We start from the raw sequence: 11,881 nt of genomic DNA, 5'->3' as shown, positions 1-11,881 counted from the left end.
CCGTGACCTCCACCGCCCCGTTAGCCAAACCTGATGCGCCGAGACGCCTGTCGCTGCGCGCGCCGCTGGACCTGCTTTTCCTGTTCTGCTGCGTCCTCCTGACCGCCGATGTGCTCATTCCCGAGATCTTCGGCCACGGCAAGACCAAGGATTACGGGCTGTGGTACTGGGCCGGGCAGCAGATCCTGGAGGGACGCTCGCTCTATCCCGGCGATATCAGCGACTACTTCGAATTCATCTATCCGCCGCTTCCGGCGATCATGTTGGCGATCCCGAGCTGGTTCGGCAAGATCCCGCTCTATACCGTCCTGTCCATCCTGAATGCAGTGGCGTGGTGGTACACCGGGATGTTCTCCCAGGTCCTGGCTGGCTCGGACCGCAAGCCCGGTCCCTGGCTGGAAGCATTGCCCGCCTTCGTCACCGTCACTTTCGTGTTCGACATGTTCGACCTCGGCCAGCCGAACCTCGTCCTGTTGGCGATGATGCTCTACGGCTTCTGGAGCTTGCGGCATCAGCGCCCCTGGCTTGCTGGCTTCATGTTTGCGCTCGCGACGGCCATCAAGGTGTTTCCGATCGCGGTGCTGCCCTACCTGATGTGGCGGCAGAAGTGGGCGGCCGCCGTCGCTACGGTCGCCTTCACCGGCATTCTTCTTTACGTCGTGCCGGCGCCGATCCGCGGCTTCGAGCGCAACGCAGCCGAACTTGCGACCTGGTACCAGGCCATGGTCGGTACCAACTCGGAACAAGGCTTTGGCCAGCGCGGCGAGCAGAATTGGTCGTGGGTCAACCAGTCCCTCATTGCTGTCACGCATCGCCTGGTCCGGCCGATCAATTACAATCTGGAAGACCCCAACAAGCCGCCGCGTACGATGAACGTCATCGACGTCGACTACAGCACGGCGAACTGGATCGTGCTCGCGCTGTCGGCGGTGCTCGGGCTCGGCTTCGTCCCGATCATGCCTCGGCAAGCGCGGCGAACGGCGCGCTCCGACGCCGAGGAGCTCGGCATCCTGTTCTGCCTGATGACGATTGCCTCGCCTCTGGCGCGGCAATACTACTTCATGTGGCTGTTCCTGCCCATGACGGTGCTGATGCATCGGGCCACCCTCGACGCGCGGGCGAATGTGCGGCTGGGAACCTGGCTCGCTTTGGGTGCCGCCGGCATCCTCATGCTGCTATCGCTGCCGTGGTTTCCCAATGTCATCCAGGCCTGGGGCAATAATCTCGTTGCGACCGCCATCCTTGCCGGCAGCCTCGCATGGCACATCTGGCATCCGCCGGCTGGTCCCGAGGCCGCGCCAGCGCTAAAAGCGCAGACACCTTGAGACCAACAATCGGGAATACGACCATGGCCAATGCGCAGCTTCAATCCGTGCTCGACCACATCGACAAGGATTTCGATAACAGCCTGGAGCGTCTGTTTTCGTTGTTGCGGATCAAGTCGATCTCCGCGGATCCGGCCTTCGCCGCCGATTGCAAGGCCGCGGCCGAGCACCTCGCCAAGGACATCGCAAGCCTCGATGTCGCCACCGAAGTGAGGCCGACCGCCGGACATCCCGCCATCGTCGGCAAGGCCAGGGCGGGCGGACGGCCGCACGTACTGTTCTACGGCCATTACGACGTGCAGCCGGTCGACCCGCTCGATCTCTGGGATCGTCCGCCGTTCGAGCCTGTCGTCACCGACCATGCCGATGGTCGCAAGATCATCGTCGCGCGCGGTGCCGAGGACGACAAGGGCCAGGTCATGACCTTCGTCGAAGCCTGCCGCGCCTGGATGAAGGTGACGGGCTCGCTGCCGGTCGACATCACCTTCCTGATCGAAGGCGAGGAGGAGGTCGGCTCGAAGAATTTCGTGCCCTTCATCGAGGCCAACAAGGACGAGTTCAAAGCCGACTACGTGCTGGTCTGCGACACCGGCATGTGGGATCACAACACGCCGGCGATCACGACATCGCTGCGCGGCCTGCTCTATGAGGAGCTGAAGATCACCGCCGCCAATCGCGACCTGCATTCCGGCGTCTTCGGCGGCAGCGCGATGAACCCCATCCGGGTCCTCACGAAAATTCTGGGCAGTCTGTTCGACGACGACAACCGCATCACCATTCCCGGCTTCTATGACGGGATCAAGGACACGCCCCCTGACATCTTGGTGCAGTGGAAAAAGCTCGAATTCACGCCGGACACGTTCCTCAAGCCGGTGGGCTTGTCGATCCCTGCCGGCGAGAAGGGGCGCTTGCTGATCGAGCAGGCCTCCTCGCGTCCGACCTGCGACGTCAATGGCATTTGGGGTGGCTATATCGGCGAGGGCTCCAAGACGGTGATCCCGTCGCACGCGTCTGCCAAGGTCTCGTTCCGTCTGGTCGAGGGGCAGGACCCCCAAAAGATCCGCAAGGCGTTCCGCGACTACGTGACCGCGCGCATTCCGGGCGACTGCAAGGTCGAGTTCGGCGACCATTCCGCCGCGCCCGCAGTCGCGCTCGACTGGAATATGAAACCGCTCGCCGCCGCCAAGAAGGCGCTGACCGAGGAATGGGGCAAGGAGACCGTGCTGATGGGATCGGGTGCCTCGATCCCGATCGTCGCCGATTTCAAGCGCACGCTCGGCCTCGATTCGCTGCTGGTCGGCTTCGGCCTCGACGACGACAACATCCATTCGCCGAACGAGAAGTACGATCTGCGCAGCTTCCAGAAGGGCATCCGCTCCTGGGCCCGCATCCTCGCCGCGCTGGCGGAGGTGAAGTGACCGCGTAGCGGTCATTCCGGGGCGCCTCGAAGAGGCGAACCCGGAATCTGGAGATTGTTGCGCGAGATTCTCAGGTGCGCAATTGCGCACCTTAGTTCGCGCTTTTCGCGCGCCCCGGAATGACGGGCGTGGGGAGTTACCCCTAAATAAAAACGCCGCCCGGAATTGGGCGGCGTTTCATTCCAAAAGGCGTAGAGGTTCGTTGCACGCTACCCTACACCAAATCCCGAAAATCTCAAGTCCGATAGCCCGGATTGACGCGGTCGAGCTTGCGTAGCAGCGGCGGCCACACGAGATTGGTGGCGCGCAGCTCGGCGCGGTCGCGGTTCGACAGTAGCTCGGTATTCTTGTCGATCGCGACGTCGTCGACTGGATAGATCGGCGTACCCAGCGCGCGCGTGCGCACCTGCATCGAGCAAGCGCGCTCGAGGTGGTACATGCGCTCGAAGGCGGAAGCGACCGAGCGGCCGACCGTCAGCGTGCCGTGATTGCGCAAAAGCATGTGGTTGTGGTCGCCGAGGTCCTTCTGCAGCCGCGGCCGCTCGTCATGGTCGAGCGCGATGCCTTCATAGTCGTGATAGGCGAGGTCGTGGGTGACGAGCTGGGCGGTCTGGTTCAGCGGCAACAGGCCTTCGGCGCTGCTCGACACCGCGGTGCCGTCGAGCGTGTGGAGATGCAGCACGCAGATCGCGTCCTCGCGCACCTCGTGGATCGCCGAATGGATGGTGAAGCCGGCGGGGTTGATGCTGTATTCGCTCTCGGAGAGCTGATTGCCATGCAAATCGACCTTGACGAGGCTCGACGCCGTGATCTCGTCGAACATCAGCCCGTATGGGTTGATGAGGAAGTGATGGTCGGGGCCGGGCACGCGCGCGGAGATGTGCGTGTCGACCAGATCGTCCCAGCCGTACAACGCGACGAGGCGATAGCAGGCGGCGAGATTGACGCGTTGCTGCCACTCGGCTTCCGTCATGTTCGACGGCACTTCCTTCAGGCGCGCTTCCGCTGGCGACATGGCTGATCTCTCCGAACATCGTTGTTGCGGAGAAGGAGCCTAGTCTTGGGTGAGGCGGGCAGCAAGGCGCGGCCAGCGCGCGGCAGTTCAGCGTTGCCCGCATGAGCGAAGCGATATGCGGGCAGCTCCAAGGTGGCCCCGGATGTCGCTTCGCTCATCCGGGCTTCGAGTTGGGAGAAGATTATTACGGAGCCGGGATCGACAGCAGGCTGGAAATGCTGCGGCCGCGGATATCGTAGACGCGGGCGAACACCACGTCGTCGCGCTTGATCTCGACCATGACGGGTGCGGTGAGGCCCTTGCAGTAGAATTCGCCCAGCGTCATCGCGAAATCGGCCGCGTTGGAATCCCAGCCGATGGTGAAGTCGGGGCCGAGCGCGACCTGGGCCGGTCGCTGCGGCCCGCACACCGCGACCTTCCATTTGCGATTGCTGGGCGGCACTTCCTGGCGCTCGACCAGCTGCTCGCGCAGCTCGTCCGAGGCCTGCTTCAGCGCCAGGCCCCAATAGTCGAGCATAAAGCGGTCGTCGGCGCCGCGCACGGTGCCGGCGATGTGGTTGAAGTGCGTGTATTGATAGGGATGCAGCCGGATCATCTCGGCGAGCGACAGCGCAAGACCGAAGCAGAAGGTGGCGAGCACGACCGGCTGCCAGGTGCGGTGATTGGAGCGCAGGCGTTCCATAGTCCAGCCGAAGGCGACGCCGCCGAGCACCGCCATTGGCGGGATCACGAAGACGAAATGGCGGATGCCGTTGTACAGTGCGGGACGCTTCACCATCGCGATCGCGAGCGGCAGGGTCGCGGCCAGCGTCAGCATCAAGAGGATGGTTTTGCGGCGCGCGGGAACCTCGCGGCGCGGCAGCATGGCGAAGGTGCTGACTACGGCGCCGCCCATCAGCACCAGCATCACCTCGGGCAGCTGCAGCGCGAACAGCGTCGGCAGATAGGACCAGGGCATGTCGGGCACGGACACGATCGCGCCATCGAACATCTCCTTCCACGGCTTCTCGAAGAAATGCGAGAAGTAGGTCAGCGCCTCGAAAGGATTGCCCGGCTCCATGATCGACCACGGCCAGATCAGGCCCATCACGAGATAGCCGAACGCAAGGCCAGGCAGCAGCACATAGACGACATGGGCGAAGCGGCGGACCGCCTCGCGCAAGCCCTCGCTGCGCAATTCCTCCAGGAACAGCGGGACGAAGCCAAGCATGGCGTAGACCAGCGCGAGACCGCCGAGAACGCGGCAGCCCAACGAAAGGCCGGCACCTAGGCCGACGATCAGGACCGTGCGCGGCGAAGGCTGCGGATATTCCTCCGCGAGGCGGACGAGGCCCAGCATCAGGATGATCATGGCCACCGCGAAGGGCGCATCCTTCGGGTTCATGAACATGTGGCCGTAGAAGATCGGGCAGAGCGCGAGGAGCAAAAGTGAGGCAAGACCGGCGAGGGCCCCGCCGATGCGGCGCCCGAGCCGCCACGTCACCGCAAGCCCGATCACGCCGACGATGGCACCGACCAGACGTCGTGTCTCGAACAGTTCGAGCGGAATGATCTTGTGCAGGAGAGCGGCGATCATGTCGAAGCCGCCGCCATACATGTACAGATTGGCGAACGAGAGCGCCGCGGTATCCCTGAAGCCGGAACCGAACATGCGCAGCAACAGATCGGCATATTCAGCGTGGGTGTAATCGTCCCAGCCGAGCCCGTAGTCGCGGAAGGTCAAACCTGCAATGACGGCGACCGCAGCCAGCACCAGCATGGCGAGATCGTCGCAAGTCCGTTCGACCGAGCGCCGCAGAGGCGTATCGATCGCCGAAGTCGTGATGGATGTCATGGCTATTGGTGACCCGGAATCCCCTCTCGACCCTGCTGGCGCGCGCGGGCCTGCTCCCCGGGATCCCTATAGCGCAGTTCCATTACCAAGTAATTGGGCATTATGGCTAAATTCCTGATGCGGCGCAGCAAATGCGGAAACTTGGAGTACCGGTAGCAGTAGTGAGCCGCAGCTGAAGGGAATGTGAATAAGTCCCTGATTTCCTTCCCTTTGGGAACACCGCCCATAATTGGCCGTTGGCGTGGAACACCGGATGACGGTATCGTGGCGTGACGAGTGTCGCATGTGGATGCGCGGTCGGGGGTGAGTTCGATGACCTTGGCATTGCTGATCGTGGGGATTTTCGCCGTTCTGGCGGGCCTCCTTGCGATCCTGTTCGGCTACACCGTCAGGGAATTCAGCGTCGGCAGCACTCTCATAATCTCCGGAACCATCGGCGTCTGCACCGGAATGTTACTGGTCGGCCTGCATCTTCTGCTCCTTGAGCTGAGGGGCATCGCCCGCCGGTTGGCGGCCGGATCTGCCGCATCGTCCGAGGTTCGCGTCAGGCCCGTGCTCCCGGGCCTCGCAATGCCGGGTGCGCCTGCGCCCGAGCCGGCGCTTGCCTCGCCTGCGAAGACCGAGCCCGGGCCACCACCGCCACCACCAGGCCCTCCGCCGTGGCAGAGCGAAGCCGCCGTGCGCGAGCGTCCGCGCGCCGAGGCGCCCGAACCACTAGCGCCTCCTGCGGCTCCGGAAGCGCCGCGCCGCCGCAACCTGTTGTTCGCCTCGACCTCGCGCAAGGAGCGTGAGCGCGCGGAGGCAAAGCCCACGGAGGGCCCGCAGCCGTCTCATGAAGAACCCGCAGCCCCGGACGTTCCGCCTGCCAGTTTCGACGATGCCTGGCCGAAGCCGGAACGCATGCGCCCGCCGGAGCCGCCGATCACCTCCCGCCGCCCGCCGCCGCGCTCGCCCTCGACCTTTGCGGAAGCCGCTCCCCCGCCGCCGCCGCCTGCACCTGAGCCGGCGCCTTCACTTGAGCCGGCGGCTGCGGCCGAGCAGGCGCCCGTGACCGTGCTCAAATCCGGCGTTGTCGATGGCATGGCCTATTCGCTCTATTCCGACGGTTCGATCGAAGCGCAGATGCCGGAGGGCATGATGCGCTTTGCCTCCATCGACGAGCTCCGCGCGCATCTCGACCAGCGGGGCTGAGGCCGCTGTTTGGAAGTAAAGCGCCGCCCTTCGCCAGTAATTAGCTCTTCGTCCTCAGTCGTCGTGGTTCAGCCCAACGTATTGTTGACACGGAATACTCTGACGTCGTCAATCCCATGAGACGCAAGGTGGAGAAGGGGCGGGCGCATGTCGGATGCTGGGAATAAGAATTTCATCGAGCTGACGGCGAGCATCGTGTCGGCCTATCTCAGCAACAATCCGACACCCGCGGCCGAGATCCCGAGCCTGATCAGCCAGGTGCATGGCGCCTTGGTGCGGGTCTCGTCAGGCCGCACCGAGACCGCGCCGCTCGAGCCGGCCAAGCCGGCGGTGTCGCTGAAGAAGTCGATCGCGCCGGATTATCTGGTGTGCCTGGAAGATGGCAAGCGCTTCAAGTCGCTGAAGCGCCATCTGCGCACCCAGTACAACATGACGCCGGAACAATATCGCGAAAAATGGGGACTACCGGCCGACTATCCCATGGTCGCGCCGAACTATGCGGTGGCCCGCTCGCAGCTGGCGAAACAGATGGGGCTAGGACAGCAGCAGCGGAAACGGAAGTAAAATTCTTACGAAGCTTCCGCGAGCGCCTCTTTGGCGTCGGTCTTGATGCGCTCGACCATCGAGCGCAGTCCGTTGGACCGCTGCGGCGTCAGATGATCGCGAAAGCCGAACTCGTTGAACACCGCGATCGCATCGGTATCCAGGATCTCCCGCGGTGTGCGGCCTGAATAGAGCGCGAGCACGATCGCGACCAGACCACGCACGATATGCGCGTCACTGTCGCCGCGATATTTCAGGACCGGCGCGCCATTGCTGCGCTCTACCAGCTTCTGGAGCCAGACCTGGCTGACGCAGCCTTGCACCTTGTTCTCGGCAGAGTGCTCCGCCTCCGGCATCGGTTCCAGGGTGCGGCCGAGCTCGATGACGTACCGATAGCGGTCGTCCCACTCGTCGAGAAGCTCGAAATTGTCCCTGATTTCGTCGATCGTCGTCATGCTGGCCCATGGTTCCCGTTCAGGCCAATATAGGGACGCGAAGCCGTGAAATCGATAGGGTTTGGGCGCTAATTGACGGGGCGGGCCTAATTCGCCGTGGCAGGTCCGCGCCATTCCAGCGCGAGGTCGTCCTGGGTCAGGGTGTCGCGCGGCGCCTCGCTCGCGGCAATGTCGCCTTCGCCGGCCAGCGCGATCGAGCCGGTGTGGTCGGGCGCCTTCTTGTCGGTCTTGTCGTTCTTCTCGTTGGTGTTCTGCTCTTTCTTGTCGTTGATGATCTGGTAGATCTTGCGCGCGCCGTCCTGGGCGCGCTGGCCGATGATGGTTGCGGCCTGTCCGCCGACCTCGCAGGCCGCCGGCTGACGCTTGCAGAACTGGGTCACGTCGGAGACGGCCGCGGTCGCAGCCTGCACTGCGTCGGCGGCGCCGATCTGCGGCAGCTTCTCCGATTCGGGCGTCTTGTCCCGCGGCAGGAGAACCAGCACCAGTCCGAGCCAGAATGTGATGCGGAGCAGAAAGCGCATCTTGCGACCTGTACGTTCGATCCTGCCGCGGCGATTTCCGCGGATATCGGACCTAGCAACGCTCGATAAATCGCAAGTGATTGCCTTGAGCTTAATTCGCGAAAAAATTGCGCAAAAATCTTCGCGCGATCGACGATCTCGTAAATTTTCAATTGACGCCCGCGCCCATGATTCTGCTGGACCCCGCATCCACCAATTCGAAACCATGCCGAGGGATGTGAAACCCCGTGTTCACCATCCGCAGCGAAGACGCCGCCAAATCATCTAAAAAGCCGCGCGATGACGCGGTGTCCGGCCGCATGCCACGCCGCCTTAGCACTCGTTTAAGGTCGCTCTGACACGGTGGCTCAACGACAAGGAGGCGTTCCGGCACGTCTTCTCAGACGATTGAGCCGAAGCGCGAGACCCGTGACAGTTTTGAGTACCATCCGCGATTGTCTCGATGCACTGCTGCATCCCTCCGCGCGTTACGATGCGCTGACGGGAGCGCGCCATCGTGCCTTCATGGCGCCGCGGCTGCTCGGCAGCCTGGCCGCCTTCGCCGCATTCCCGATCTATCTCGTCCTGCGCGGCGCGCCGAGCGCGATCGAGGTCACCGCCTTTGCCTGGCTGATCGCGCCGATCCTGTTGTCGTGGTTCCTGTCGCGCACCGGCCGCTATGAGGGCGCACACGTGCTGTCGTCGCTGGCGCTTGCCGGCCTGATTATGGCAGTGGCGGCCACCACCGGCGGCATCGAATCTTTCGCCGCGATCTGGCTGGTCGTGGTTCCGCTCGAAGCCGCGCTGTCGGCCTCGCGCCGCGTTGCGGCCTTCGCGTCGCTGCTCGCGCTGTCCTGTGCCGGGATCCTGATCCTCGTCAGCCAGTTCGGCTGGCTGACGGTCGAGGAGCCGGGCGCTGCAGCGCGCGGCGTGCTGATGGCGCTCGGCGTCGCTTCGGCGACGCTCTACGCCGCCGGCCTCGCCTTCGGCGCGGAATCGCTCGCGCGCACCAGCGTTGCGCTGCTATTGCGCGAGGAAGAGCGCTATCGTCTGCTCGCGCGCAACATGAGCGACGTCATCTCGCGGCACCAGCGCAACGGCGCGGTCGAGTTCATCTCGCCGGCGGCGGAGGCCATGCTCGGCATGCCCGTCACGCAACTGCTCGGCCACGGCCTGTTCGACCGCGTACACGTCGCCGACCGTCCGGCCTATCTCACTGCGTTATCGGATGCGGCGCGCGGTGACGTGTGCAGCGTCGAGTTCCGGTTGCGGCGGGAGCCTGCTGGCTCCGAGCGCGGCCAGATCGATTTCATTTGGGTCGAGATGCGCTGCCGCCCGCTCGAACAGGACAGGGCCCATGACGTCACGGGCGAGGCCGAAGTCGTTACCGTGATGCGCGACGTCACCGATCGCAAGCTTTCCGAGCAGGCGCTAGATCAGGCCCGCAGCGCCGCCGAGGCGGCCGATGCTGCCAAGACGCGCTTCCTCGCCACCATGAGCCACGAATTGCGCACGCCGCTCAACGCCATCATCGGCTTCTCCGAGATGATCGCGCAGGAGCAGACCTTGATGCTGGGTGCGGCCCAGCGCAAGGAATACGCCCAGCTCATCAACGATTCCGGCCAGCATCTGCTGTCGGTCGTCAACGGCATCCTGGACATGTCCAAGATGGAATCGGGCAATTTCGAGATTGCGTCGGAGCCGTTCGCGCCGCGCGCCGCGCTGCTGCATTGCTGCAATTTGCTGGCGCTGAAGGCGCGGGAGAACGGCATCGACCTTATCACCGATGCGCCGCAGGATCTGCCCGTCATGACCGGTGATCCCAGGGCCTTCAAGCAGATCGTGCTCAACCTCGTCGCCAACGCCATCAAGTTCACCGAGCGCGGCGGTCAGGTCACCGTGACGGCGGCAGTGTCGGGCGCGCAGCTTGCGCTGCGCATCAGTGACACTGGCGTCGGCATTGCGCCCGACGATCTCAAGCGCATCGGCGCGCCGTTCTTCCAGGCCGGCAAGACCTATCAGCGCCGCCACGAAGGCACCGGCCTCGGACTTTCGATCGTGAAGAGCCTCATAGCGTTGCATCTCGGCGAATTGACGGTACAAAGCAGGTTAGGCGAGGGCACCACCGTCACCGTCAAGCTGCCGCTCGTTTACACGCCGCCGCAGGTCAAGCCGGCGGAGAGCAAGGTCGCGACGCTGACGCCGATGTTGCGCCAGGAACCTCACGACCAACTTCACGAAGAATCTCACGACCAACCTGCGCTGGTGAAGAAAAGTGCCTAAGAAGTCTGCAAAGGACGAAGCTGCTCCGCGCCGTCGTGGTGCCAAGGCCGCGGTCATCGATGTCGAGACCGAGCGCAACCTCGTCATGCGCGTGCTGCTGCACAGCCCCAAGGATACGCTGGCCGGCCTCGTCGCCGCCGCCGCCATCGGTGCGATCGTCGCCAATGCGCTGTTCCTCCAGACCGGCCGGCACCCCGCGCCGATGTTCGGCACGGTGATCAATCTTCCTGCGCCGTCATCCGTGTCACTGTCGAACCCCTTGCCGCGTCCGCGCCCCGTTGGCGCCGACACTTCGCCGCTCGAGCCGCGTGCGACGGAGTTTCGCACCGAGCCCAAACCTGTCGAGCGCGTCGCCGAGAAGACGCCCGAAAAGCCCGTCGAGGCGACCGCCTCGACGCGCCCGAACGATCCGATGACCAATCTGGTCAAGGCCACGACCTCGACGTCGCCCTCGGTCGTGCGCCCGCCGGCGCCGATCCCGGTGCAGAGCCCGGCCGTGCGACGTATCGCCGGCGTGCAGCGCGCGCTGTCCGAATATGGCTACGGCAATTTGAAGATCACGGGCACGATGAGCGGCGAGACCCAGTCCGCGATCCAGAAATTCGAGCGCGAGCACAAGATGCAGGTCACCGGTCAGGTGTCGGACCGGCTGCTGCGCGAGCTCGCGGCCGCTATCGGCCATCCCGTCGAATAGTCTTGGCGCCTGCACGGAGGCTGGTGCTGATTGCAGCACTGGCCTATCGTTCGGCTCATGCGTTTGAAATCCAACATATGGGTGGCCGCCTATTTGCGTCGCTGCCAGACCGAGGGCGTGTTCGGCGCGGTGCGCCGCCGCGGCGCCGAGGAGGCGGGCGCGGTGTTCGTGAAAGTATCGCTACTCGACGGCCATGCGATGCTGTACGCCCCGGCGCCGCAGACCGTCTATGACGACGGCCGCCCCGTCGATCGCTTCTTCGTACCGGTCGCGCCGCAGCCTTTGCCGGAACAAACCATCGAGGAACGGCTGGCGAAGGAAATCCGCTTCGACCCGGACGCCTGGATCGTCGAGACCGAGGACCGCGCGGGCCGGCATTTTCTGGAATTGGCGAAGACGTAAGCCGGCGTCATTGCGAGGAGCGAAGCGACGAAGCAATCCATAATCCGTCCGCGGAGAGACTCTGGATTGCTTCACCGAGCCTGTCACGGGCCGCGCTTTGCGCGGACCCGTTGGCTCGCAATTGTCGATGTTCAATAATTCGCTGATTGGATCGCGGTGGTCTTGGTAGTGGCGAAGGCCTTGGGAGTTTGTCCTGCCAAGGCCTGATGGGGTCTGTGGTT

Annotated in this window: 11 protein-coding genes; 7 read left to right on the top strand and 4 right to left on the bottom strand. The window is 64.1% G+C overall.

Annotation, left to right across the window (positions count from 1 at the left end):
• Positions 1 to 2 precede the first annotated feature (2 nt).
• Both IVA96_RS22510 and IVA96_RS22505 read left to right on the top strand, forming a co-directional pair.
• Positions 3 to 1,325, top strand: coding sequence for a glycosyltransferase family 87 protein (locus tag IVA96_RS22510; protein ID WP_247419277.1), 1,323 nt, complete (start codon positions 3 to 5; stop codon positions 1,323 to 1,325).
• Positions 1,326 to 1,348: 23 nt separating this feature from the next.
• Positions 1,349 to 2,743, top strand: coding sequence for a M20/M25/M40 family metallo-hydrolase (locus IVA96_RS22505; protein WP_247276648.1), 1,395 nt, complete (start codon positions 1,349 to 1,351; stop codon positions 2,741 to 2,743).
• A gap of 235 nt (positions 2,744 to 2,978) precedes the next feature.
• On the opposite strand, the gene IVA96_RS22500 is transcribed toward IVA96_RS22505, so the two are convergent.
• Both IVA96_RS22500 and IVA96_RS22495 read right to left on the bottom strand, forming a co-directional pair.
• Positions 2,979 to 3,758 (bottom strand): class II aldolase/adducin family protein, encoded by a 780-nt coding sequence (locus IVA96_RS22500; protein ID WP_247276647.1) that lies wholly within the window; start codon positions 3,756 to 3,758, stop codon positions 2,979 to 2,981.
• Positions 3,759 to 3,942: 184 nt separating this feature from the next.
• Complete coding sequence (locus tag IVA96_RS22495; protein WP_247276646.1) at positions 3,943 to 5,592, bottom strand: glycosyltransferase family 39 protein; 1,650 nt, start codon at positions 5,590 to 5,592, stop codon at positions 3,943 to 3,945.
• A 312-nt stretch (positions 5,593 to 5,904) separates the two neighbouring features.
• On the opposite strand from IVA96_RS22495, the gene IVA96_RS22490 reads away from it, so the two are divergent.
• Positions 5,905 to 6,783 (top strand): DUF308 domain-containing protein, encoded by an 879-nt coding sequence (locus tag IVA96_RS22490; RefSeq protein ID WP_247276645.1) that lies wholly within the window; start codon positions 5,905 to 5,907, stop codon positions 6,781 to 6,783.
• A gap of 147 nt (positions 6,784 to 6,930) precedes the next feature.
• Positions 6,931 to 7,347, top strand: a complete 417-nt coding sequence (locus IVA96_RS22485) for a MucR family transcriptional regulator (RefSeq protein ID WP_247276644.1) — start codon at positions 6,931 to 6,933, stop codon at positions 7,345 to 7,347.
• Between the two features lie 5 nt (positions 7,348 to 7,352).
• Here the strand turns inward: IVA96_RS22485 and IVA96_RS22480 are convergent, their stop codons facing one another.
• A complete protein-coding gene (locus IVA96_RS22480; RefSeq protein WP_247276643.1) occupies positions 7,353 to 7,781 on the bottom strand; it encodes a SufE family protein in 429 nt (142 codons plus the stop codon).
• Between the two features lie 86 nt (positions 7,782 to 7,867).
• Positions 7,868 to 8,302 carry a DUF5330 domain-containing protein gene (locus IVA96_RS22475; protein WP_247276642.1) on the bottom strand — a complete coding sequence of 145 codons (435 nt, stop codon included), beginning with the start codon at positions 8,300 to 8,302 and terminating at the stop codon, positions 7,868 to 7,870.
• 408 nt (positions 8,303 to 8,710) lie between these two features.
• Here IVA96_RS22475 and IVA96_RS22470 point away from each other — a divergent pair, with 408 nt between their 5' ends.
• From IVA96_RS22470 to IVA96_RS22460, 3 genes are read left to right on the top strand one after another with little or no spacing between them, the layout of a single operon-like run.
• On the top strand, positions 8,711 to 10,564 hold the full coding sequence (locus IVA96_RS22470; protein ID WP_247276641.1) for a PAS domain-containing sensor histidine kinase: 1,854 nt from the start codon (positions 8,711 to 8,713) through the stop codon (positions 10,562 to 10,564).
• Complete coding sequence (locus IVA96_RS22465) at positions 10,557 to 11,258, top strand: peptidoglycan-binding domain-containing protein (RefSeq protein WP_247276640.1); 702 nt, start codon at positions 10,557 to 10,559, stop codon at positions 11,256 to 11,258. The genes IVA96_RS22470 and IVA96_RS22465 overlap by 8 nt, the downstream gene beginning before the upstream one ends.
• 57 nt (positions 11,259 to 11,315) lie before the next feature.
• On the top strand, positions 11,316 to 11,660 hold the full coding sequence (locus tag IVA96_RS22460) for a DUF1491 family protein (RefSeq protein WP_247276639.1): 345 nt from the start codon (positions 11,316 to 11,318) through the stop codon (positions 11,658 to 11,660).
• Positions 11,661 to 11,881: the final 221 nt, after the last annotated feature.

The organism is Bradyrhizobium sp. 159, from assembly GCF_023073795.1.
In the GTDB taxonomy this organism is placed as follows: domain Bacteria; phylum Pseudomonadota; class Alphaproteobacteria; order Rhizobiales; family Xanthobacteraceae; genus Bradyrhizobium.
The sequence above is the reverse complement of the archived record's forward strand: the minus strand, read 5'-3'. Positions and strand labels throughout refer to the sequence as shown.